Origin of the sequence: Fictibacillus macauensis ZFHKF-1 (genome assembly GCF_000269865.1) — a bacterium.
Taxonomy (GTDB): domain Bacteria; phylum Bacillota; class Bacilli; order Bacillales; family Fictibacillaceae; genus Fictibacillus_C; species Fictibacillus_C macauensis.
The window spans coordinates 105752-128438 of the sequence record NZ_AKKV01000031.1; the positions used below are offsets into that span (position 1 = coordinate 105752).

At 40.1% G+C, this 22687-nt stretch carries 25 protein-coding genes, 1 tRNA gene and 1 pseudogene; 17 read left to right on the forward strand and 10 right to left on the reverse strand.

Translation table 11 applies throughout. The features are described from left to right. Window position 1: 1 nt before the first annotated feature. The 10 genes from rfbG to A374_RS14905 all read left to right on the forward strand — a co-directional run bounded on the left by rfbG (window position 2) and on the right by A374_RS14905 (window position 10469). The gene (gene rfbG, locus A374_RS14860; protein WP_007203054.1) at window positions 2–1090 is read left to right on the forward strand and encodes a CDP-glucose 4,6-dehydratase; all 1089 of its coding nucleotides are present in this window, start codon (window positions 2–4) and stop codon (window positions 1088–1090) included. Beyond that, complete coding sequence (locus tag A374_RS14865; RefSeq protein WP_040340614.1) at window positions 1062–2294, forward strand: class I SAM-dependent methyltransferase; 1233 nt, start codon at window positions 1062–1064, stop codon at window positions 2292–2294. Before rfbG ends, A374_RS14865 begins: the two co-directional genes overlap by 29 nt. Before the next feature lie 4 nt (window positions 2295–2298). Then, window positions 2299–2832 (forward strand): dTDP-4-dehydrorhamnose 3,5-epimerase family protein, encoded by a 534-nt coding sequence (locus A374_RS14870; RefSeq protein ID WP_007203056.1) that lies wholly within the window; start codon window positions 2299–2301, stop codon window positions 2830–2832. Window positions 2833–2850: 18 nt separating this feature from the next. Then, on the forward strand, window positions 2851–4017 hold the full coding sequence (locus A374_RS14875; protein ID WP_007203057.1) for a class I SAM-dependent methyltransferase: 1167 nt from the start codon (window positions 2851–2853) through the stop codon (window positions 4015–4017). Then, window positions 4014–4784 (forward strand): cephalosporin hydroxylase family protein, encoded by a 771-nt coding sequence (locus A374_RS14880; protein ID WP_007203058.1) that lies wholly within the window; start codon window positions 4014–4016, stop codon window positions 4782–4784. Before A374_RS14875 ends, A374_RS14880 begins: the two co-directional genes overlap by 4 nt. A gap of 7 nt (window positions 4785–4791) precedes the next feature. After that, window positions 4792–5928, forward strand: coding sequence for a glycosyltransferase (locus A374_RS14885; protein ID WP_007203059.1), 1137 nt, complete (start codon window positions 4792–4794; stop codon window positions 5926–5928). A gap of 16 nt (window positions 5929–5944) precedes the next feature. Then, the gene (gene gmd, locus A374_RS14890) at window positions 5945–6910 is read left to right on the forward strand and encodes a GDP-mannose 4,6-dehydratase (protein WP_007203060.1); all 966 of its coding nucleotides are present in this window, start codon (window positions 5945–5947) and stop codon (window positions 6908–6910) included. Between the two features lie 168 nt (window positions 6911–7078). Beyond that, the gene (locus A374_RS14895) at window positions 7079–8116 is read left to right on the forward strand and encodes a mannose-1-phosphate guanylyltransferase (RefSeq protein WP_007203061.1); all 1038 of its coding nucleotides are present in this window, start codon (window positions 7079–7081) and stop codon (window positions 8114–8116) included. Between the two features lie 2 nt (window positions 8117–8118). Then, window positions 8119–9213: a glycosyltransferase family 4 protein gene (locus A374_RS14900; protein ID WP_007203062.1), complete on the forward strand. Its 1095-nt coding sequence runs from the start codon at window positions 8119–8121 to the stop codon at window positions 9211–9213. Then, window positions 9183–10469 carry a glycosyltransferase family 2 protein gene (locus A374_RS14905; protein WP_007203063.1) on the forward strand — a complete coding sequence of 429 codons (1287 nt, stop codon included), beginning with the start codon at window positions 9183–9185 and terminating at the stop codon, window positions 10467–10469. The genes A374_RS14900 and A374_RS14905 overlap by 31 nt, the downstream gene beginning before the upstream one ends. 60 nt (window positions 10470–10529) lie before the next feature. On the opposite strand, the gene A374_RS14910 is transcribed toward A374_RS14905, so the two are convergent. The 6 genes from A374_RS14910 to A374_RS14920 all read right to left on the reverse strand — a co-directional run bounded on the left by A374_RS14910 (window position 10530) and on the right by A374_RS14920 (window position 14567). Continuing rightward, window positions 10530–11528 (reverse strand): CgeB family protein, encoded by a 999-nt coding sequence (locus tag A374_RS14910; RefSeq protein WP_007203064.1) that lies wholly within the window; start codon window positions 11526–11528, stop codon window positions 10530–10532. Further along, a complete protein-coding gene (locus A374_RS14915; RefSeq protein ID WP_007203065.1) occupies window positions 11525–12553 on the reverse strand; it encodes a CgeB family protein in 1029 nt (342 codons plus the stop codon). The genes A374_RS14910 and A374_RS14915 overlap by 4 nt, the downstream gene beginning before the upstream one ends. 95 nt (window positions 12554–12648) lie before the next feature. Continuing rightward, window positions 12649–12891, reverse strand: coding sequence for a hypothetical protein (locus tag A374_RS20685; RefSeq protein ID WP_156793234.1), 243 nt, complete (start codon window positions 12889–12891; stop codon window positions 12649–12651). A gap of 143 nt (window positions 12892–13034) precedes the next feature. Further along, a complete protein-coding gene (locus tag A374_RS20690) occupies window positions 13035–13358 on the reverse strand; it encodes a hypothetical protein (RefSeq protein WP_156793235.1) in 324 nt (107 codons plus the stop codon). Window positions 13359–13579: 221 nt separating this feature from the next. Continuing rightward, window positions 13580–13741 (reverse strand): hypothetical protein, encoded by a 162-nt coding sequence (locus A374_RS20695; RefSeq protein WP_156793236.1) that lies wholly within the window; start codon window positions 13739–13741, stop codon window positions 13580–13582. A 31-nt stretch (window positions 13742–13772) separates the two neighbouring features. After that, complete coding sequence (locus tag A374_RS14920) at window positions 13773–14567, reverse strand: hypothetical protein (RefSeq protein WP_040340615.1); 795 nt, start codon at window positions 14565–14567, stop codon at window positions 13773–13775. A gap of 116 nt (window positions 14568–14683) precedes the next feature. Between A374_RS14920 and A374_RS19625 the strand changes: the two genes are divergently transcribed. Further along, complete coding sequence (locus tag A374_RS19625) at window positions 14684–15838, forward strand: BMQ_0737 family morphogenetic spore coat protein (RefSeq protein WP_007203066.1); 1155 nt, start codon at window positions 14684–14686, stop codon at window positions 15836–15838. Between the two features lie 127 nt (window positions 15839–15965). Further along, window positions 15966–16877: a hypothetical protein gene (locus tag A374_RS14930; RefSeq protein ID WP_040340616.1), complete on the forward strand. Its 912-nt coding sequence runs from the start codon at window positions 15966–15968 to the stop codon at window positions 16875–16877. Between the two features lie 86 nt (window positions 16878–16963). Here the strand turns inward: A374_RS14930 and A374_RS14935 are convergent, their stop codons facing one another. From A374_RS14935 to A374_RS14950, 4 genes are all read right to left on the reverse strand, one after another. Next, on the reverse strand, window positions 16964–17638 hold the full coding sequence (locus A374_RS14935; protein WP_007203068.1) for a DUF421 domain-containing protein: 675 nt from the start codon (window positions 17636–17638) through the stop codon (window positions 16964–16966). 94 nt (window positions 17639–17732) lie between these two features. Next, window positions 17733–18167: a GNAT family N-acetyltransferase gene (locus A374_RS14940; protein ID WP_007203069.1), complete on the reverse strand. Its 435-nt coding sequence runs from the start codon at window positions 18165–18167 to the stop codon at window positions 17733–17735. Window positions 18168–18169: 2 nt separating this feature from the next. After that, window positions 18170–18688 carry a 2'-5' RNA ligase family protein gene (locus A374_RS14945; RefSeq protein ID WP_007203070.1) on the reverse strand — a complete coding sequence of 173 codons (519 nt, stop codon included), beginning with the start codon at window positions 18686–18688 and terminating at the stop codon, window positions 18170–18172. A 65-nt stretch (window positions 18689–18753) separates the two neighbouring features. Further along, complete coding sequence (locus A374_RS14950; RefSeq protein WP_007203071.1) at window positions 18754–19482, reverse strand: alpha/beta hydrolase; 729 nt, start codon at window positions 19480–19482, stop codon at window positions 18754–18756. Window positions 19483–19604: 122 nt separating this feature from the next. On the opposite strand from A374_RS14950, the gene A374_RS14955 reads away from it, so the two are divergent. The 5 genes and pseudogenes from A374_RS14955 to A374_RS19630 all read left to right on the forward strand — a co-directional run. After that, window positions 19605–20159, forward strand: a complete 555-nt coding sequence (locus A374_RS14955) for a phosphatidylglycerophosphatase A family protein (RefSeq protein WP_007203072.1) — start codon at window positions 19605–19607, stop codon at window positions 20157–20159. Window positions 20160–20292: 133 nt separating this feature from the next. Next, entirely contained in the window at window positions 20293–20973 is a 681-nt protein-coding gene (locus A374_RS14960; protein WP_007203073.1) for a DUF6143 family protein, read from the forward strand. Between the two features lie 108 nt (window positions 20974–21081). Then, window positions 21082–21157 (forward strand) — tRNA-Val (locus tag A374_RS14965). A gap of 275 nt (window positions 21158–21432) precedes the next feature. After that, window positions 21433–22218 (forward strand): tyrosine-type recombinase/integrase, encoded by a 786-nt coding sequence (locus A374_RS14970; RefSeq protein WP_050979761.1) that lies wholly within the window; start codon window positions 21433–21435, stop codon window positions 22216–22218. Between the two features lie 200 nt (window positions 22219–22418). Beyond that, window positions 22419–22687: pseudogene (locus A374_RS19630) on the forward strand (phage portal protein); the annotation flags it as partial.

Here is a 22687-nt window from a genome sequence, read left to right on the forward strand (position 1 = left end):
GATGAATGCTCATTTTTGGCGTAATAAAACGGTGCTTCTTACAGGACACACGGGCTTTAAAGGAAGCTGGTTAGCGATTTGGCTTCACTTATTAGGTGCGAACGTGGTTGGCTATGCGTTGCCAGCAAATCATCGGTCGTTGTACAGAAGTGCGGCACTACAGCAGTATATTCAGTCTTATGAAGGCGATATAAGTGATCGTAGGTTACTGCTAGAAGTGCTAAGCCGACATAAACCTGATCTTGTCTTTCATTTAGCTGCTCAACCACTTGTTCGGCTTTCATATGAGAAGCCAGTTGAAACATTTGAAACGAATGTGATGGGAACACTTCATCTTCTAGAAGCGCTGCGTCAGTGTGATACCGTAAAAGCCATTGTGAATGTAACAAGCGATAAATGTTATCGCAATGACGGGCGTTTCGATCATGAAGGCTTCTCTGAAGGAGATCCACTTGGAGGAAAAGATCCTTATAGTGCAAGCAAAGCATGTGCTGAGCTTGTTACGCAAGCTTATGCTGCTTCGTTTTTTAACGAGAAGCTTGGAGTTGCGACTGCTCGTGCTGGAAATGTTATTGGTGGCGGTGATTGGTCGCAAGATCGATTGCTACCAGACTTAATGAAGGCTCATATAACGAAGCAACCGATTGTGATTCGTTATCCTAAAGCGACACGACCGTGGCAACATGTATTAGATCCTTTATATGGTTATCTATTGTTAGCACAACACCTGTATGAACGAGGAACGTCCTATAGTGGAGCTTGGAATTTCGGTCCTTATCCGGCTGAAGCTGTATCCGTTGAAGAAGTCATTGGTTATGTGAATCGTTGTCTTTCTGTGCCTATTGAGGTGCAGCAGACGCAGGAACTAGCACGCTATGAAGCACCTACTCTACAATTACAGACAAAAAAAGCTGTGCAACAATTAGGCTGGCTTCCGAAGTTAACGCTCCCTGAAGCTATAGTGTGGAGCGTCCGTTGGTATGAGCAGTGTGCAATAGGCAAAGACATGTATGTGGAAACAGTGGACCAAATAAAAACCTATGAAAGGATGGTGAAGCAGAGTGACGAAGGGAAGTCACCGCTGTCGTAATTGTAAGGACCCATTGATTCAAACATTTGTAGATCTTGGTTTATCACCTTTGTCGAATGCCTTTATTTCGGAAGAAGGCTTATGCCAAGGAGAAATGTATTATCCACTTCATACGTACGTTTGCCAAAATTGTTTACTCGTTCAGTTAGAAGAATTTGAAACACCGGCCACCATCTTTTCTGATTATGCCTATTTCAGCTCGTATTCTAGTTCGTGGTTAGCGCATGCCAGACGATATGTTGAACATATTATGAAGCGCTATTCATTATCAGAAGATTCATTTGTCGTCGAAGTTGCCTGTAATGATGGGTATCTTTTGCAATATTTTATAGAAGAACAAATGGATGTCCTCGGAATTGAGCCTGCTAAAAATGTAGCGATAAAAGCTGAGGAAAAAGGCATTCCCATTGTAAAAGAGTTTTTTGGAACGCTACTAGCTGCTCAATTGGCTTCTAAAAGAAAAGCGGATGTACTGATTGCGAATAATGTGCTAGCGCACGTTCCAGATCTCCATGATTTTGTGAAAGGCTTAAAAATGCTGTTGCAGCGTGAAGGGGTAATTACGGCTGAATTTCCTCATTTGCTGCAGTTAATGAATGAAAATCAGTTTGACACGATTTATCACGAGCATTTTTCCTATTTTTCGTTACACACATTGCAGCATATTTTCGCTGTTCATGGACTAACGATTTATGAAGTCGAAGAGCTAACGACACACGGTGGCTCTCTGCGTATTTATGCAGGTCACACAGAAGATGTAGACGAAGTACATGAATCAGTTTCAGCGCTGTTGGCACAAGAACGGTCACGAGGGCTTCATGATGTCGATCAATATGCGCGATTTTGTCAGCAAGTAAAAGAAAGTAAGGCGTCCATACTAGCTTTCTTTCTACAAGTAAAGCAAGAGGGGAAAACGGTTGTAGGTTACGGAGCCCCAGCCAAAGGAAATACGCTATTAAATTATTGTGGGATTGGTAAAGATTTTTTGCCATTTACCGTTGATAAAAGTGAGTTTAAACAAGGTTTATATTTGCCAGGAACGCGGATTCCAATTATGCACCCTGATCAGATTACGGCAACAAAGCCCGACTATGTATTTATCCTACCATGGAATTTAAAAGACGAAATTTGTGCGGAAATGGCGCATATTTCCTCGTGGGGCGGTCGGTTTGTTGTGCCCATTCCGCATATTGAGGTGTTATAAAGCGATGAAAGTAACAGAAACATCGTTAGAAGGTGCGTATTTGCTGACTATGGATGTGCATCATGATCTGCGAGGAGCTTTTCATAGAGTGTGGTGTAAGAACGCATTAAGCGCTCATAACTTATGTGGCGACGGGTTGCAGTCAAGTATATCGATTAATGCTAGCAAAGGAACAATTCGCGGTATGCACTATCAAGAAAAACCTTATGAAGAAGTGAAGATTGTCAGTTGTTTAAAGGGTGCGATTCATGACGTTATTATTGACTTGCGAAAGCATTCACCAACGTACCTTGACCATTTTTCGGTCACTTTACAAGAAAAAAGTGGTGAATCTTTATATATTCCAAAAGGTTTTGCACACGGTTTTCAAACACTTGAAGATGACACGATTGTTGCCTATATGATTTCTGCTCTCTATGTTCCAGAGAGTGCACGCACGATTCGCTATAACGATCCTCGTTTTTCCATTCAGTGGCCTATTAAAGATTCCATTATTTTATCTCATAACGATTTAAATAGTCCCTATTACGAGGACTAAAAGAAGGGAGAGGGAGTGATGATGTATAAAGCCTCGTGTCCCATTTGTCAATCAGGTGTATTAACGGATTTTTTGCATAGAGAAAACGTGCCCATTCATCAAAACCTTGTGATGCCTTCGCTAGCTCAAGCGAGAGCGCTCTCTAAAGGGACATTGTTAATGAGTGTTTGCCAAAGTTGTGGCTTTATTTTCAATCGTGCTTTTAATGAGGGATTGATGAATTATTCGATGCAATATAACAACAATCAATCGTTTTCACAATCATTTTTAAGTCATATGCAAGAGCGAATCACATATCTTAAAGAACAGAAGCATGTGAAAGGAAAAACGGTTGTAGAAGTAGGATGTGGAAAAGGCGATTTTTTGACACAACTCATTATGTCCGAGGGCACGAATAAGGGCTACGGCTTTGATCCGAGTTATCAGGGAGAAGCAAACCCGCATGAAGCCCTCGTCTTTGTGCGGGATTATTTTTCTGATGCGTATCACAGTGTGCAAGGAGATGTGTGTATTTGTCGTCATGTGATTGAGCATATCGAGCAACCCGTCGCATTTTTAGAAGAGATAAGAAAAGGTCTATGTGAAAAAAATGCGCGGTATTATTTTGAAACGCCATGTGTGGACTGGATTGTGCGTCACGGGGCGACGTGGGATTTCTTCTATGAGCATTGTTCCTATTTTTCACGTTCAACACTGCTTCGTGCCTTTTCTGAGGCGGGGATTAGTCCGTTGCGTGCAACCACTGTCTTTGGCGATCAATATTTATGGGGAGAAGGTTCTGCAAGATCCTCACATGATACCGTTGTTCCACAAGCATCGATTCCAGATGTTACATCGATAGTGCGTGCTGATAAACAGATGATGACAAAATGGCAGACACGCCTACAAGCGCTAGTGAAAAAAGGCAACGTCGCCATCTGGGGGGCAGGTGCGAAGGGAGTCACCTTTGCCCACTTGTTTGATCCAGATGTTGAGCACATTAATTGTGTCATTGATATTAATCCCGGGAAAAATGGAGGTTATTTGCCAGGAACAGGTCACCTCATTATTGGGCTAGAGCAACTGCAAGAACGTAACATTGCAACAGTTATTATTATGAATCCTAATTATGTAGAGGAATCAAAAATCATGCTGCAAGAGCAAAAGCTAACACCAGATCTGATTGTTTTGGGGGGATCGTTTTGAAGATTAGTATTGATACAGAAGCAGGAACACTCTATTACGAGAAACATAATGTGATGAAAAATGTATCGCTGTATAGTAAAGAAAGTTTTGAACTGTTATCGAATTTGTGGACGAAAGTTGGCTGGAATGAAAAGTATATATATACCTTTTCATGGTTAGGGAGACCTATTATTCAACTTCCAGAAGATATGATTCGCATTCAAGAACTTATTTATAAAATACAGCCTGATGTGATTATTGAAACAGGCGTTGCACATGGAGGATCGCTCATTTATTATGCAAGTTTATGTAAAGCGATGGACAAAGGGCGAGTTATTGGCGTCGATATTGAAATTCGTCCGCATAATAAACAAGCGATTCGTGAACATCCTCTTTCTTCTGCAATCACATTAATAGAAGGCGATTCCGTTGCTACAGACACCATTGAAGCGGTGAAAGCATGTATTAAACCACACGATAACGTCCTTATTTTGCTAGATTCGTGTCATACGAAAGAGCATGTGCTAAGCGAACTGCGTGCCTATGCTCCACTCGTTTCCGTTGATTCCTATATTGTAGCGACCGATGGGATTATGAAAGATGTTTACGATACGCCTCGAGGTGAGCCTGCGTGGAAAGAAGATCATCCAACTAGTGCAGCGCTAACCTTTTGTAAGGAAAATGACGCCTATGTTATAGAACAACCGAGTTGGCCCTTTAATGAAAGTGACCTAACCGCGCCTATTACACATTGGCCTAGTGCGTATATCAAACGACAGAAGGCGTGAGGCTAGCATGAGAAAACCGGGTGTTCATTTAATTGGCTATAGTCGAGCAGAACAAGGAACCGGGCAGTCATGCCGTTTGGCTGCGCATGCTTTAGAAGCAGCGGATGTTCCACTAGCAATGGTTCATTATTGGCCCATTGCTGCTCGACAAGAAGATCATTCCTGGGTGCATAAAGAAGTAACAGAACCATGCTATAACACGAATATTTTCCATATTAATGCGGATCAGCTGGACATTGCCTACCGATTTCGCTTATTGGATCGAAAGTGGTTTCGTGACGCGTATAACATTGCTGTTTGGCATTGGGAATTGCCACAGTTTCCCGAGGAATTTCAAGAAAGCTTTTCATTAGTGGATGAAATATGGGCACCGTCACGTTTCATTCAGAATGCTATTGCAAAGAACACAACCAAGCCTGTCCATTGGATGCCGCATTGTACCCCACCTCTTTCTTGTTCCGCTAAAAGTCGGCAAGCCTTTACCTTGCCTCAACAATCATTTCTATTTTTAATGATGTATGATCCAAATAGTTCGCTCATACGTAAGAATCCACAAGGTGCCATAAAAGCTTTTCAACGTGCCTTTGCACCAAATGACTCCAACGTCGCGCTCGTCATTAAAATTAACAGCAATACGTTGAATTTAGAAGAAGAGCTTGCACACTTACAAAGGCTAATTGCTGACTATCAGAACATTATCGTTATCAATCAAACTTTATCACGTGAAGATATGAATGCGCTCATAAAGTGTGTAGATTGCTTTGTTTCCCTTCATCGTTCTGAGGGTTTTGGTTTATCAATAGCAGAAGCCATGAAAGCTGGTAAACTTGCCATCGCAACAGGCTGGTCAGGAAATCTTGATTTTATGAATAAAGAGAATGCTTGTCTTGTCTCTGCTCCCCTCATTTCTGTTGGAGAAGACTGGGGACCTTATAAAGCCCATCAACAATGGGGAGATCCAGATCTTGAGGAAGCAGCAGCCTACATGAAAAAAGCGACCAAAGATTCGGCGTGGAAAACTACGAAAGAACAAAAGGCGCTTCAAACGATAGAAGAACAGTTCTCTCCAAAGGTTTGTGGAGAGCGAATGAAGAAACGGTTGCAGCAATTAACTTTACTTCCCAAAGATGAACAGTCGTTCTAAAGAGAGGAAGACGCGAATGAAAACGGCTCTAATTACAGGGATTACAGGTCAAGATGGTTCGTATTTAGCAGAATTATTACTAGAAAAAGGTTACAAAGTGTATGGGTTAGTAAGAAGAACAGCGACGCAAAACGAAGAGAATATTGCTCATCTAAAAAAAGAGATCGAGCTCATTACGGGTGATCTTTGCGATTTACCTTCATTGCTTGCGGCTCTGCAAGAAGCAAAGCCGGATGAAGTGTACAATTTAGCTGCGCAATCTTTTGTCGGTGATTCATGGAGCCAACCGACGTATACCGCAGAAGTAACCGGTGTTGGTGTACTTAATTTACTGGAAGCGGTGCGTCAAAAAGTGTCACATGCTCGTTTTTATCAAGCGTCCAGTTCAGAAATGTTTGGAAAGGTACAAGAAATACCTCAATCAGAACACACAGCTTTTTATCCACGTAGTCCTTATGGAGCGGCAAAAGTATTCGGTCACTGGATTACGGTGAATTATCGAGAAAGCTATAATTTATTTGCCTGTTCTGGTATTTTATTTAATCATGAGTCACCACGAAGGGGCCTGCAATTCGTCACACGAAAAGTAACAGATGCGGTCGCACGTATAGCATGTGGGCTACAAAAAGAGCTGCGGATGGGAAATTTAGATGCACGCAGAGACTGGGGATTTGCAGGCGATTATGTGAAAGCAATGTATTTAATGCTTCAGCAAGAACAACCGGATGATTATGTAATTGCTACTGGTAAAACGTATACGGTAAAACACTTAGTAGAAACTGCTTTTCGTCATGTTGGGCTTTCCTGGCAAGACTATGTTGTGATCGATCCTAAATTTATTCGTCCCGCTGAAGTTGATCTACTGCTAGGAAATCCCGAAAAAGCAAAGCAACAATTACATTGGGAACCTGAAGTGTCTTTTGAACAGCTCGTTGGGATGATGGTTGAGAGTGACTTGAAAAAATATAAAGGAAAAAACTAAAAGTTAACCGAGTGGTTGTGCGAAAAAACGCACCGGCACTCGGTTATTTTTAAATATGTCGCTTTCCATGTTACATGCTGAATTTGGACGATTGCCCTATTCCGCTTTATCTACGAGGTGCATACATAGTAATGGAGACATCACTGTAGAAATCTGAGGTGAACTAGTGTGAAGGCTGTCATTATGGCAGGGGGACAAGGGACGCGGTTTTGGCCGTGGAGTACAGCGCAACGACCGAAACAATTTTTATCGTTACGCTCTAAGGATAGTTTATTACAAGAAACATACGCTCGTTTTTTACTGAAGCTAGCGCATGAAGATATTTATGTTGTCACTACAGCTGAATATGCGCCGCTTGTGTTAGAGCAGCTACCTCAGTTAACGGATGAGCGCATCATTATTGAACCGTGCCGAAGAGATACTGGTCCATGTGTGGCGCTTGCCGCTCTCTCTTTCTTACGGAATAACGACGATGAAGTTATTGTTACAGCACCATCGGATCAGTATATTCCAGATGGTGTTGCTTTTCTAGAAGCACTTGAAGTAGCAGAAGAAGCTGCGAAAAATGATGCCTATATCGTAACATTGGGGATTCAACCAACGCGTCCTGAAACAGGCTATGGTTATATTGAAACATTTCCTTCTCTTGTAAAGAAGCAGGCGATTGTGCCTGTGAAGCAATTTGTTGAAAAACCCTCCTTATCCGTAGCGCAGGAACTATTAAAAAAAGAAACGATTTTCTGGAATAGTGGCATTTTTATATGGAAACCTTCAACGATTGCTTATTATATGGAGAAGCATCAGAAAGAGTTGTGGGAAAAGCTTCAAAATGAACAGTTACCGCTACAACAAACATATGAAGCACTGCCGAAGCTCTCTATTGATTATGCCATTTTAGAAAAAGCGGCACACATTTATACGGTTCCGGTTACGTTTGAATGGGATGATGTAGGAACGTGGGGGTCGCTTGAACGTTTTCATGATCAAGCAGAGGAAGACAATATTACGCACGGAGAGCGGATCGTAACTAACGGCGCGAATTGTACGATAATTTCACAGTACAAAACGCTCGTGCTAGGGCTAAGTGACATCATCGTTGTTTGTACGGATGAAGGCTTGCTAGTATGTCACAAATCAGAAGAACAACACATTAAAGAGCGTTTGCGTCAATTAGAAGATTTGGAAAAAGGCAATGAGGAGGAGTAACTTTGAAGATTGCTTTTGATCGAGCGTATGCAATAACCCCTTCTTCTCAGCGAGGAATTGGCCGGTATTCTGAAGCGTTGCTTTATGAATTGCAACAAAACCCATCCGTTGAAATAGTGGTTTTTGATCTTATGGAACATTGGTCAGCAGAAAAGATCAAAGAAGAAATTGTACACTTTATTAATAAAGAGCAACCAGATCTTTATCTTGTGCAGTCACCTTTTGATTATTATGGGATAGCACCTAATTTAGCTAAATCTTGGTTTCCAAACGTTACGTTAGCGACAACTGTATATGATTTTATTCCTTTTCATTTTCCAACACACTTTTTGTTTAATGAAGAATGGAAACGACGCTATGAATCCATCGTTTCTTTTATTTCACAATGTGACGTTGTATTTGCCATTTCAGAATGTACAAAACAAGAAGTGTTACAACGAACAGACTTGAAAAATGAACAAGTGCGTGTTATTTCTGGAGGAATTGATGTCTCTTTTCAGCGAGCCGCGCGTTCGAAAGTCTTATTAGAGCGTTATGGCATTACTTCTCCCTTTGTACTCTATACAGGAGGCGCAGAAGTTCATAAAAATGTGCCAGCTATTATTCGTTCATTCGCTAAGGCAACGCCGTTGTTGAAGAAGTCACATCAACTCGTATTAGCAGGAGAAATATATCCACATATGAAGTTATTGTTAGAAAGAGAAGCGGCACGATCTCACATCACTGATTCTCTTGTTTTTACCGGTTATGTGCCGGATGACGTGCTCATACAGCTCTATTCTAGTGCAGATGTATTTTTATTTCCATCGCTGTATGAAGGATTTGGTTTACCAGTGCTAGAGGCAATGGCGTGCGGCACACCTGTTGTTACATCAGACGTAGCCTCTTTACCCGAAGTAGCTGGAGACGCTGCAATTTATGTAGATCCGACAGACGACGAGTGTATTGCGACTGGCTTAATAGACGTCCTTCAACATCCAGAACGACATGCAAGCCTTATTGAAAAAGGGCTGCAACAAGTAAAAAAATTTTCTTGGAAGCAAACAGGAAATCATGTAGTGTCAACATGTCAAAAGATCACGGAGGAATTATGGTAGACGTTACAGTCATCTTAACGAGTTACAATAAACCAACGATGGTCGGCGCTGCGATTGAAAGTGTTTTAGCACAAACAACTCCTAATTGGGAGCTCATCATTATGGATGATGAATCAGGAGAAGACGTACAGAAAATTCTAGCTTCCTATGAAAATGACACGCGCATCACACTCATTCGAAGTGGCGTTAAAAATGAGGATCGCTATAAAGTCACGCGTTATGCCTATTTAATTAATCTAGCATTAGAGAAGGCGCAAGGGCGCTACATTAGCTATTTAACAGATGATACTGTTTATATGCCAGAGCGCCTAGCAACGATGTTGCGTTATTTCCAAGAGCATAAGGAAGCGCAAGTCGTCTACTCCTCACAGCAAATTGAGCAGTATAACGATGTTGGTAAGAAAATTTGGAGTATGCTATTAGAAGCGAAGGAGGTCTTACATCAAGCCGCTAATCGCGTAGATCATTGCTCGGTTATGCATACGAAAGACATTGCAAATCACGTTAAAAAACGCTACGGTTCTTTTTGGGATGATCATGCTGACTATTGGTTTAATGCTGACGCTGTTTTTTGGCATCGATTAAATTCCTTTGCTCCGTTTTTCCCAATAGAACTCGTATTAGATATTACGAAAAATACGCCTAGTTGCTTTCAATATTTAAGTCAATTTCTTCCGGACCCTTTGCCCCAAGGCACGGTTATCAAAGGATTAGATGGTCGTTTTTTTGTAATTGAAGAAAGAAAAAGAAGAGCCATTTCGTTCGTTCACTTTGAAAAATCTCATTACTCTCGTTTTGTCGAAGTTCCTGATCCTATTCTTTATAAATATGAAGAGGGCGAGCAAATTGATGAACAACATCCACAAAAGCGGATTCTCCTACAGCATAAAGAGTCAAAAAAATGGTACTGGTTAAATGGTTCACTGTATCATGAAGTGAATGAGTCACTTCAGACAGCTCTTCCTTTGCATACGTTGCCATATCTTAGCGTCTCTTCTTCTTTTTTGAGTAAAGTCGTGCCAGGATGCCAGCTTACGAAAGAGCAAATCATGAAAGGGCTACTTCCGGACGGCTTGTTATTGAAACATCAGGATTTATTTTATCTTTCCGATGCCGGAAAACTATGTGAGATCCAAGACCGAATAGCCTTTGAGAAACTGTTGTATAAGCGCAGTGATGTGCAGATGGTAAGTGATGAGGACTTACGGCTGTTTGCAAAAGGTCCGGCCTTTGTGTGGGAGATGTTTCAAGTTTAAATAAAAACAAGAAGGCACGTGAAACGGCTGTTACTACCGTTTCACGTGCCTTCTTTGCTATTAAAATAATGAATCTTGCTCAACAAGAGAATATGCAGTAGATAGAATCGTTGATATGGTTTCCGCACGATGTTTATACGTGTGGAACGATTGAATCGTATCATAGGCTGCCTGACAGAGTTTTTGACGTGCCTTTGGCCGTTGTAAATAATAGTCGATTTTCTTTAGACAATCCTCTTCATTTTTGTAGAGTGCCAAGTGTGTATGTTCCTTCATACCAAAGGGTAAGCGGTCTCTATAAGAAAGAAGCTGAAACGCCTGACAGGCAGCTAAATCAAATGTTCGATTGTTGACGTTGTATGCTTCTATGTTTAATGTGTTTTCATTCATTGATAAATCATGAGGTCGTTGCGGATTTAAAATGATAGAGGAGCGGTGAAAATACGAAACAGTATCTTTTGGTGCGATGTATGGTTCGATCGTGACCCGTGCTTGATGTTTTTCTTGCCCAAAGAATTGACGCCATTCGTCACCACCAAGAAAGATAGAATAGGTTGTATGCTCTAATATATGGGAAATAAGTTGTTTGCGATTTTCATAAGGATAGCCTATTAAACAGAGATCAAATTCCTTTTTAATTTCTTCTTGAGAAGGAACAAAGGTGTGAACGTCAGCTGCCAGAGGAACATGATACGCGTGCAAGTGTCCACGCTTTTTATATTCATTGACAGCATTTTCTTCAATTGAGAAAACAACATCATACCGAGAAGCAAGCGTAACGGTAGTGTCCATATAATGAGGATCCTCTGTGAACCAAATAGCGCGATGAATTTGTTTTTCTTCTAGCCAAGAGAGCAGTTCTTCTGGTAATAAGAAGCCAACCGTTGTTAAGACAACGTGTGGCTGAAAGCGGTGAATCATGAACGTTAGCGGTCCGATGCCTTTAAAGTGGCTACCCCAAGTAACAGTATGCCCGCAAGCTCGTAACGATTGAATAATGCAACGGTCAATATGATGATAGATGCGCGGAAAGCCGGAAGGAATGTAAAAAATTCTCATGGTAACAACCTTCCTTGATGCTTGCACGATAAAAAAGAATGTGCTGTCTTGTTTATAGATAGAGCCTGAAGTAGCTGTCTTATGCGCTGTAAAAACGTATCTCTTGCTTGAGTTGTTTTTTGGGCAGCACAGGCAATGTGGGTTCGCGCGACATCCTCTTTCATATAGAAGTGAATTAAGGAAAGTAGCTCATCATAGGTGGTAAAAGAAATCATTTCTTCTTCCGTATAATAGGTGCGCAAATCAGGCATGTCGGAAATAAGTTGAAATCCACCACAGAGTGCAACATCAAAGGTTCGATTATTAATACTTCTTCCTTGGATGTGCAACGAATTTTGATTAGCATCTAAGTCAGCAGGACGATGGGTATTTAGGATTATTTTACTTTTTTTATATAAAGTAGAAGCCTTTTTAGGGGAAATCCAGTCATATATGGTTAACTTTCCACCATGCTGTTCTTCTTTTAATAGCTCTCGCCACATTCCCCCTGCAACAGCAATCGTATAGTCCGTATCTTGAAGAAGCGCTGTAATGAGTGAGATGCGATCAGGATAAGGAAAGCCGACGAGACACAGGTCGGTTCCACTCGTTTCTTCTTCGACAGCAGCATCTAAAAGGTGAGGATCGGTTCCTAGTGGGAGCAGATGTACGGAACGATGTTCCCATTCTTTGTAGAGAGATAGCGCCGCAGAATCAATCGTAAAGACATCTTCATAACGGTGAATGATGGGTTTACTTAAATCTAAATAATAAGGATCTTCTGTCATCCACACAGCGCGGTGAATGTTCTTAGTAGCTAACCAGCTGCTTACTTCTTCTGAGAGCACAAAGCCATTTAATGTTAAGACGAGGTCAGGTTGAAAATGCTTTACTTTTGATTGAAAAGAAGGAAAACTCGGTCCTAACGATTGATAAACAGATAAAAAACGGCAGTAGTGCCCCTCTTGTTTTAACGCGGACAGTATACAGTTTTCGAAATGCTGATAAATGCCAAAATAACCTGATGATAGGAATAAAATTCTCATCATAAACTCCTTTCTTACGATTTTCATAACAGTATATGTAAAAGAAGAAAGAACGGGTATGTAATAAAAAAGCAGCAAAATTGCTGCTTTTTACATTAAACAAAGGAAACACCAGTTGCAAAAGCACAGTTTACAAAAACAACCCCAGTTGCTGTTGCGATGGAGACGGATCCCCCGATACAGCCTGTAATGGTTCCTGTTATAACAGATCCGAAATAGGTAAGTGTGACAGTTTGTCCAATTGCACTACATAATAAGCCACAAGAACCAAACCCAAAGCCAAACGGCGGAAAACAGCAAGGGTTACAACACGAGTTACAACATCTTCTTCTTCCCATTATTCATTCACCTCCTTTACAGGCTTGTTTACTTTTTTAGGGGGGCTTTTGGGGAAGGTGAATGATAAAAAATAGAAAGTGTTATGATAAAAACAAACAGGCTGACAGTACCAGCCTGTTGTTTTCGTGTCATCATTTATTGCTTAGAAAGGACCTACTTGAAGTGCTACGATGTCTTGACAGTCAAGTACAACTACGCCACCAGTTGGTGTTGCTGAAGAGCCGTTTACAAATGTTACGCAACAAGTATTGTTACAGAATGCTGCAAACACAAGAGTAAATGGTGTTAATACGCCACGAACGCTCACCGTAACTGTAGTACCTGGAATTAAGCAACGTAATTGGTCACAGAAACATCCACAGCAGTTTGGACGTTGTTGACAACAAGAAGATGAAGATGAAGATGACGAAGACGAAGAAGACGAACTTTCGTAACAATCGTAACCTTTTCTAAATAAAGAACCCATTTAATTGTTCCTCCTTTATATTGTTTCGCTCTCCTGATTTATCAGGGATAATATAATATATTGCTTTCTTAATTTTTTGCATAGATAAGTACCTACTCGTACATAAAAATGGGTTTATATTTAAAAAAGAACAAAAAAAGAGAAGAGGAATCTCTTCTCAAAAGGGTACTTCTATAGTGGGAAGCAAGCAAATCTAGTAACGGGAAAACCCAGATTGTTTATTATGGCCTTGTAGTCTTTGTAGGTTTCCACGTAACTTTACCGCATGTTTTACAGCCACCCTTTTTCGGTTGAGGACGCTGTTTATTAAGTAAAGTAGCTTCTGTTAACTTTAGTTTTTTTTTCGATTCATATAATTTTCGATAGGCTGCTTTATCCATCATTTAATCCTTCTTTCATCGGTGATACCGTATCTTATTCTTGATCCTTACGACGTGTTCGGGTGGAGGTTGGAAAAGGTTTAATGACGGTTGAGGCAGGCTTCGTGTTTTGCTTAAATGGCTGGATGGAGGATGTATGTGACGTCAATGATTTAAAGGGATTGATTTTAGTTTCAGTAGAAGCAGAAATGGCTGGCTTGTAGCCTGTCGGAATGAGTTGTTGTTCTTGTTCTTCAGGAAAGCGTGCTGCTTGAAGCATTGCTAAGGTGGGATTAATTTTGTGTAACATTTGATCAATCGCTGTCTTAATGTGATCGATTGTTAATGAAGAAGGCAAAGGACGAAGACGATGCCCGACGCCCATTTGTATCATGACATAACTAATCCATTCTGCGGCTTTTGGTAAGGCATCTTCTCGAAAGAACAAACGGCAGTTTTCTCGATTTCCTCTATAATGAAGAAAAGAATGTAGTCTGGAGGAGAGCGTTGGTTTTGTTTGTAACGTAATGTGCGTTTGTTCACCAGATTCAGTTTCAATGAAACATTCCTCTATTTGGTCTTTAACAAAACGAATATCAAAGGAAATGGCTAACGGATGATCACGAGAGGGCTGCAAGTTAACGCCCGTATGATGTAAATAACGCTTAACTTCTTCTCGTTGTTTACTAGGAAGCCCTGATAAATAAAAGGAGCAACCGGCAAGATCTGGTAGGAGACGTTGCTTTTGCTGGTCATAGCGTAGCCCCCAATAAGGAAATAATGGGGAGAGCAACGCAAGCAACGAATCGTCAAACGAGCCAATTTCTTTCTCTTCAAAAGTGACAATCATAGCCTTCATCCTTTCTACTTCTATGAAAAATAGGCTTTCATTCAGTGTCATTAGCTTATTCCTTTCCATAGTATGTATAGAATCTTCATAACATGATGAGGAAAGGAAGAGAAGTGATGGGAAAAAAGGGAATCCCTAAGACCAGCGTGAACAGTCTGACGGAAGAATGTATTAGAGTTCAGAAAGTATATGACTGGATTACAGATACCTTTTCAGTTACGAAAAACATTTGTTTCTCACAAGAGCAATTACGTAAAATTGAAGAGGCATTAGAAGATCCTTGCCGACGTCCACTACGTTTACAATGTCAGACGCCAGCATCATCCGGTCATTATGCACACGGAGAGGAGTACTACTCAGAGAAGGATATTTTCTTCTGTGAACAAATTGGTGATAAGCGCGACGTTACTGTTCCATTAAACGGTAGCTTCGTAGACGCTCAACTCGTTGATTTATTGTTTACAACAGGCATTAAGGTGCAAGTTGTCGATCGTCGCGGTAAAGTTGTTACGTGCTTAACTACCGATGCGTCTGTACTAGAGCCTTTCGTATTATGTTATCCAGAAGGAACAGATTTGTTCTGTCGTGTAACACGCGTCCTTTGTAAAATTCCGACAGGATCTGTTCTTTTAAATTGTCCAGCACCAAATAACTTTCAGGTTGTTGTAACGTTTTGTGTTGATATCCAAATTGAAGCAGAAGTAAAGCTAGAAGTACTAGCAAAATTCTGTACACCGCGTGAAAATGACTTGCAAGCGGAAGAGTTTGAAGATATTTGCCCAAGTCCAGACTTTCCACAGCAATGTCCAGATATCTTCCCGCGTGCTGGTTGTGATTGCAGTACTAGCGGAGAAGCGAGTGGTTGCACTGGATCGAAAGCTTCAGAGAAAGGTAAGCTCGGTGTCTATGCAGATATTTGTCGTAACTGTGCGCTTTCCGAAAGCTCTTTACGCTTTACCTTTGAAGATGAGAACGGCGGCTTGAATAACTTTAATTTCGTAGCAGATACGTTCCAGCAAGACTCACTCTGCTGTGAAATTCAAGATGGCCGAAGCATGAAGTTCCTTGTCTCTGGTACAGGTAACACAGATGATGGAGAAGAGTATGACTTTAACTTTGCAGCAGTCGATAGCAAAGGCGGAAGTTGCTTCCAGCTTCAACTCTGTGATAAGCGAGGCGTCGTTGTCTTCGAATCTGGTATCGTTCAAGTAGAAGAAGGCAGCTTAGAAGTTGAATATTGCGTATCGTTTGATGATTTAAGACTACGCTAATTTTTCTTAGAAGAACGGGAGTGATCCCGTTCTTTTTTTGGTGTTAAGAAAAAATTCTGCAAGAACACGGAACGAATCAAGCGATGCATCATACTATAAAGGTAGGAGCCTATAAAGGGGGACTTGAATGATGCACTCTCAAAAGGAGCGGTTAAGTTACGATCGGTTAATCGCACGTGCCCAATTTTATCAAGAAAAATCATTGGAATCAGAGAAGAAGCTTGTTTTTGCAGAGGAGCAAATTGAACGATTAGAGTTGGAACTACAAGAAGCAACGGCTCAAAATGGGGTCGAAAAAGAGCGGGAGCTCCACGAAAAAACGGCGGAAATAGTAGATTTACAAGCCAAAATCCAGCAGCTTGAAGCGAGTGTGCCGACAGGAGCTGTTGTCGATTATAAGCAACGCATTGCTGATTATGAAGAATTGCTGAAAACAGTTCAAGACGAAATTAATGAAAAAGAAGCGAAGTTAGATATTAGTTTACAGAAAATAAAGGCGTTAGAGAAAAAGCTAATGCTGCAAGGGAAGAATGATCCGATTACGCATAAAGTGGATGAAAATAATGAAGAAATATTTACGAAAAAAGATTACGGCTGCTTATGTTATTTTGATCATTCCATCATTTTAAAAGAAGATCAGTCAGGCATTATAAGAGGGTCATTTATTATTGAAAATACCGGACTTATTGTATTGGAAAATCCATCTATATGTTTGCGTTTTCAACCGAGTGACGCAAATGTAATTAAAGGTAAAATTTATTCCAATGAGCTGCATGAAGTTAATAGTGATAACTTAGAAAACTTTCAATGGATGTTCGTCGATAATGATTGGGCGAAGGAAGCAAATGAGCGTGGCGAAATATGGTTGTGTCCCATTCGGTTGATGCGACTTGAACCGGGAGAAAAAATCTTACTTCAAGATTTTCAAATTCCTTTTAAAAAAGAAGTGATTGGCAATTTACTCGTCGAAGCTTTCGTGTTTTTTAATAAACAAAATTACAAAATTAAAGCGGCAAATCATATTGCGATTAACTTTTAGTGCGGAAAGTCATAACCAGCTTTTTTTCACATAATCTAACATAGAGAATGAAGAGCGCCAAAAAGGGAGTATTTTTGGCGTTTTTTCTATTTTCCCATAATTAAAAGTTCTTCACCTTCTTTAAATTCTGCGTAAAGCACTTCTTGTATGGTAGCAATGTTTTTCTTCGTAAGTTCTTGCTCTAACCATGCTTTACTTACACCGGCGGTTCGTAAATTATCTTCAACCAGTACGCCATCTAATACAAGTGTAATAGGAAGAGTTGGGGATCTAAGTGAGAGGTTTACATCCATGCGCTTAATAGGCTCATAGCCGCTCTTTGGTAACACACTAATTTCACCGTTGCTTTCAAGTATGACATATTCTACTTCGCGAAGTGAGAAGAAGCCTTTTTGTCGAAGGAGGTCTTGTAGTTGGTTAATGTCTAACTTATTTTTCTTTAACTGCAATCGATCAATCATCCCTTTACGAACAATGATGGAGGGCGATCCTTCTAGAAATTTTCGTAGTTTCATGGAGCGTTGTGTAAGGATTTCTAATGAATACATGAGAATGCCCCAAATTGTCACCGTGTATAGGATGATTCCAATTGGAACATCAGGGTCATACATGGCATTACCAACAAGCTCTCCTAAAAAGAGGGCGGAGATAAAGTCAAAAGGTGTAAGTTGAGAAAGCTGTGATTTTCCAAGAAATTTTGTTAATAAAAATAAAGCGAAGAAACCAACAATCATCTCAATTGTGATTGTACTGAGACTCATTTATCAATTCTCCTTTAGCGCTTCCATGATATCATCAGTGTGTTCACCTTTTTACTGTTTCAATCGCGTACAATAGAAAAAAACATTGGACACTTTAGTCCAATGTTTTTCTCATACTCACATGCCATATACCTGCATCTAAAAAAGGTTCCGTTGAAAGGGTAAGATAGCCGAGTTTTTTATAGAAACCTTCTGCTTGCACTTGTGCATATAATGTTAAGGAAGAAAGATGCATCCGGCGACCTTCTTCTTCCATTGCCTGCATAAGCTGTTCACCATAACCGAGACCACGAGCTTCTTTAATGATACAGACGCGTTCGACTTTACCGCCATCTTCAATAGGACGAAGACGAGCGGCGCCAAATGGCTGGTTAGTGTTTGTATATAAAACGAAATGCCGTGACTCTGCTTCACGATCATCGATTTCGAGCGTTTCGTCTACACCTTGTTCTTTGACAAAGACTTGTTTGCGTACAGCTAGCGCATCAAGGTAGGCGTCGTCTGTTGTTGAAATGATTTTGATGTTCACGCTTAACGATTGCCTCCAAGAGAAAAGGTCTTATACACGTTCCAACGCTCTTTATCATGATCAAACTTTAATAAGTGAATTTCATGAACGATTTCTTCATGTTCAACCGTGACCATTTTTAAGCGCTCTAATACATCGGCATGCTCAACGTCAGAAAGCTTTTGTGCAAGTGTTAAATGTGGAACGAAATTATAGGGTTGTTCGTGTGTTAAAGGCCCGTCATAGAGCTGTTCATGAAGCGTAGTTAATGCTTCGTTTTCACCTACTCTTAAATAAATCGCATTATTAACGGGGTGAAAAGAGCTTACTCTCGTAATTTGAATGGTAATGGGCATTGTTGCAGAGGCAACATCTTCAATATAAGCAATCATATGTTCAAGCTCTGCATCGGAAGCTTCAAACGAATCCTTTAATGTAATATGTGGTGCAATCATTGAGTAATGTGGGTCGTATCGTTTTCTGTATGAATTAATTGATTCCTTTAAATCTTGTGATGGAAAAATAGCAATTCCGTAGCTCATTGAAAACTTCCTCCCTTATCGTTTCATATAGTATATCAAAAATTCTTACAACTTCACAAATTGATTTATTTCCCGAATATAAATTTGAGGGCAGGAACTAAATTTTTTTGCCAATCTCCCCAAGAATGGTTACCCGTAAATTCTTCATAGCAATAAGGAAATTGTTTTCCTTTTAAAAGATCTGCGAGCGCTCGATTTGGCGTTAAAAAGTCTTTGATTTGACCAGAAGGTGAATGAAATTGCTCTTCTTCGTCACCAATGGAATGATAGATTGACAGTAATTCGAACTGCTTAAAGTTTGAGACATGTTGAAGCAAGTCTTTAGGAACATACGGTGATTGTAAAATAACTTGCCCGTACGTTCGCGGAAAGGCGAGAGCACTTGCCAGCGAAACATACCCACCAAGCGAATCGCCAAGTAAGCACGTTCCTGAACCGAGTAAGTACGTATTAAATGTAGTATGAATAAAGGTGGGTAACTCTAGCCCCATAAAGCGTAAATACTGGTCGTGTTTCTTACCTTGTGGGTGATATTTATCGTTGCGATCCTCGTTTCGCTGATGAGGAACGCCAACAATGATTGCTTCTTCCATTTCATTTTCGCACATTAATTGGTCAGCTATAGAAGCGAGTCGTCCTAATTGAAAATAGTCTGGCCCGTCTTGCGCAATCAGAATAGGATACTTGACGAGTGTTGTAAATTTGGGTGGATAATACACGAGTAACGTAAGTGTTTCTTGAAGTTCGTTACTATAAAAAAGTTGTTCTTCAATTTTTCCTTGTAATGAAGCCATATTCATTCTCCTATCTATGAAAACAACGCTTACATTGTACTTCTTCTATTTTAGCATACAGTGGTATAATAGAAGCAAGTAGTATGTATGTAACACCTGGATCAAGAGAAAGGGTGAAAATCATGTTCAGAAAAGTTCATAGCCGTGAAGTTGAAACGGCAGCACGCGCATTGCTAACAGAACGTGGCGTAACGTTAGAAGCAATTGCTGAGATTGTTTATGAAATGCAAGTTCCTTTTTCGCCTCATTTAACAATGGCAGAGTGTTTTGAAAGTGTGGATGCGGTCTTAACAAAACGTGAAATTCAACATGCAGTCTTAGTAGGGATTGAGCTTGATAAACTAGCTGAAAAAGGCATGTTATCTGAGCCTCTTCAATCCATTGTTGCTTCTGATGAAGGATTATTTGGTGTAGATGAGACCATTGCTCTTGGTGCTGTTTTTGGTTATGGAAGTATCGCTGTTACAACCTTTGGTTATTTAGATAAATATAAACCAGGAATTATTCGTCAATTAGATACAAAAGGCACTCCTGGCATTCATACGTTTTTAGACGATTTGGTCGCAAGTATTGCTTCCAATGCTTCCAGTCGACTGGCGCATCGTTTAAGAGATCATGAGGAACGACTTTCTAAAGAAGAAATTGAAATGCATGATGAAGAAGAGCGCATTGGCTAAAGAAGGCGTAAGACCCCAAATTAAAATTTAGGGTCTTACGCCTTCTTCTTTTTTTATGCTTGTGCGATGGACCATTTTTTGCCCCCTTACATATGGTAGTAATGTGAATAAATTTGTAGGAGGGGAAGCAAGAATGGAAAATAGGATGTACCCATATGGTCCGGGTGCCGGTGGTTATCCGCCGAATCAATACCCGAACGTTAACGTTAATCAGAAGATGGTTTACCCTGACCCGAATATGGCGCCAGCTATGAAAAGTCCTCCCGCCCCGAACGGTGATTACTGCCCGAGCTTACCAGATTATGAATATAAGAATCCAAAAAAAGAGCAAGTAAGCCCCGTAGAAGAGAAGGCCAATGGTTTTTTAGGTGTTACAAATGTATTGTCTATTTGTCCGTGTCCACCAGATGAAGATGTGTGGGCAGCACTCGTTAATCCAAATGGCTCGCGAACAAAATTAAGTGTACAAAGCATTTGCATATCTAATTTCTCATGCTATCCACTGGTTGCACATATTTATTTTCGGCCAACATTACCTGTAAATGCAAAAATGTCCAGCAACATAACACCGGCAGACCTTTCAATGAGCAACGCCCGTCCGAAAGGTCAAATTCATTCTGGTCTTCTTCCCAATCATCCTGTCAATGGCGTAAAGGCGGCCATAAAAATTGTTCCGTCAAACGAGACGATCTCCATCGATGTTGATGAGCGCTGGGTCGTTGGTGCAGGCACAAATATTATGGTGTTTTTAACGTCACACTGCGACGATAGCAATTTAAAATCAACCGTTTCATTTGAATGGCAGGAGCAATAACTGCCTAACAGACCCTACAGAGCAGGGTCTCTTTTTTTACAATTTAATAAAAAGTACTTGTCAATGAAGTGTAGTGTAAGCTATAATACTAATTGTCTGATACATATTGATCCGATAGCTCAGCTGGGAGAGCGCCACCTTGACAGGGTGGAGGTCGTGGGTTCGAGCCCCTCTCGGGTCACCATACGTCTATCAAGGGTTGAAGCCCATTTATAATATGTTTAAAATGTTATGGTCGTAGCGAAACTTGTTACAACCAACAGAGACCACTTCACGAAAAAACTTGTGAGGTGTTTTTTTTATGTTGATGAAGTTTGCTATCCAAGATTTTTACGATGATCGAGTGTTTAAGAATTTATCCCCAAAAACGATTGTTGCCTACAAAGATATTCTTGGTCAGTTCTTAGATTTTTGTAATGAGAATCAAGTATTAAATTAGAAGATGTGACGGTTAATACTGTGAAAAAGTATCTTCTCTTTTATCAGAAGAAAGGCAACAATGCTACTACTACAAACTCCAAATTACAGCGTATTCGAGCGTTCTTTAATTACATGATGGAATGTGAGGTAATTGAAAAGAATCCTGTTAAGAAGGTTCAGAAAGCCAGAGAAGACATTAAAATTGATGTGTTCACTGATTACCACATTAAGCAAATGCTCAATTATTATAGAAGGTTAAAGAACAGAGAACATGCTTTCCACGCTTACCGTGATTACACAATCATTATTACACTACTGGGTACAGGCATTAGGTTGTCTGAAATGTGTTCCCTAAAGTGGTCTGATATTAATTTCGAACGTCAAACAATGTCTGTATTTGGGAAGAACAGAAAGAAGGAGTCTATACCAGTTGCAGAAAAATGTATTAAAGAATTGTCTTCATATAAATTTTACTGTGAGCAAGTCTTTAGTAGAGATTATCTAAATGAAAATGTCTTTACTAATAAGGAAAATCACAGTTTAACTTCTTATGCTGTTCAAAATGTATTTAAGCGATTAGCCAAAATAATGAACTTTCGAGATGTTGGTAGTGAGAAGGTAGTTAAGGAGTATCAAAAGGTAAATAAGAAGGGGAAGTATGACCGTCTTAATATACAGATACTGGACAAGGTTAATAAGTATGGATTAGTTGCAGAGTATGTGTATTTCGATAAAGGAGTAGTGAAGAGTAAATTGATTAATCCATCTTCGTCCTTTCCTATATATGACCATGAGAACAATCTTATTGCCTTTGTTAAGGGATAAGTAAATCATGCAATTGATTACTATACAGTGTTTACTGATGAGATTGTATATAAGTATGACAATAATGGTGGAGAGATAAGATTAACTGGACAGTTCCTTAACCTAAGTGACTTACCTATTGTATATCATAATCAGAATGAACTGAGTGTGATACAGGTGGTCGAAGTGAGTTAGAGGATTGGATAATTATTCTAGATTCTATGGAAGATTTGATTAGTAAGTATACTGATGGCTTCTATAAGTTCATGAATCCAATACCAGTTGCTATAGGCCAACAATTAAAAGGTGAAGGACTACCTACTCAAGTAATTGGTGGTGGAATAACCTTAGATGATGGATCTGACTTCAAGTTAGTTAGTAATGGATTAGATTATAAATCATTTGAAACCATTTATAAAACTCTCCTTCAATCCTTACTGGATGTCTCAAGCACACCAGCCGTATCATTAAATAAGACAGACATTAGTAA

Bases quoted from the DNA above. Each gene is read 5' to 3' on its own strand.
- A374_RS20690 (WP_156793235.1), bottom strand. From the start codon at position 13,358: ATGGGTTCTTTATTTAGAAAAGGTTACGATTGTTACGAAAGTTCGTCT.
- A374_RS14910 (WP_007203064.1), bottom strand. From the start codon at position 11,528: ATGAGAATTTTTTACATTCCTTCCGGCTTTCCGCGCATCTATCATCAT.
- A374_RS14955 (WP_007203072.1), top strand. From the start codon at position 19,605: ATGTTCAGAAAAGTTCATAGCCGTGAAGTTGAAACGGCAGCACGCGCA.
- A374_RS20685 (WP_156793234.1), bottom strand. From the start codon at position 12,891: ATGGGAAGAAGAAGATGTTGTAACTCGTGTTGTAACCCTTGCTGTTTT.
- A374_RS19625 (WP_007203066.1), top strand. From the start codon at position 14,684: ATGGGAAAAAAGGGAATCCCTAAGACCAGCGTGAACAGTCTGACGGAA.
- A374_RS14915 (WP_007203065.1), bottom strand. From the start codon at position 12,553: ATGAGAATTTTATTCCTATCATCAGGTTATTTTGGCATTTATCAGCAT.
- gmd (WP_007203060.1), top strand. From the start codon at position 5,945: ATGAAAACGGCTCTAATTACAGGGATTACAGGTCAAGATGGTTCGTAT.
- A374_RS14935 (WP_007203068.1), bottom strand. From the start codon at position 17,638: ATGAGTCTCAGTACAATCACAATTGAGATGATTGTTGGTTTCTTCGCT.
- A374_RS14870 (WP_007203056.1), top strand. From the start codon at position 2,299: ATGAAAGTAACAGAAACATCGTTAGAAGGTGCGTATTTGCTGACTATG.
- A374_RS14950 (WP_007203071.1), bottom strand. From the start codon at position 19,482: ATGGCTTCATTACAAGGAAAAATTGAAGAACAACTTTTTTATAGTAAC.
- A374_RS14945 (WP_007203070.1), bottom strand. From the start codon at position 18,688: ATGAGCTACGGAATTGCTATTTTTCCATCACAAGATTTAAAGGAATCA.
- A374_RS14875 (WP_007203057.1), top strand. From the start codon at position 2,851: ATGATGTATAAAGCCTCGTGTCCCATTTGTCAATCAGGTGTATTAACG.
- A374_RS14960 (WP_007203073.1), top strand. From the start codon at position 20,293: ATGGAAAATAGGATGTACCCATATGGTCCGGGTGCCGGTGGTTATCCG.
- A374_RS14920 (WP_040340615.1), bottom strand. From the start codon at position 14,567: ATGATTGTCACTTTTGAAGAGAAAGAAATTGGCTCGTTTGACGATTCG.
- A374_RS14905 (WP_007203063.1), top strand. From the start codon at position 9,183: ATGTCAAAAGATCACGGAGGAATTATGGTAGACGTTACAGTCATCTTA.
- A374_RS14930 (WP_040340616.1), top strand. From the start codon at position 15,966: ATGATGCACTCTCAAAAGGAGCGGTTAAGTTACGATCGGTTAATCGCA.
- A374_RS14885 (WP_007203059.1), top strand. From the start codon at position 4,792: ATGAGAAAACCGGGTGTTCATTTAATTGGCTATAGTCGAGCAGAACAA.
- A374_RS20695 (WP_156793236.1), bottom strand. From the start codon at position 13,741: ATGATGGATAAAGCAGCCTATCGAAAATTATATGAATCGAAAAAAAAA.
- rfbG (WP_007203054.1), top strand. From the start codon at position 2: ATGAATGCTCATTTTTGGCGTAATAAAACGGTGCTTCTTACAGGACAC.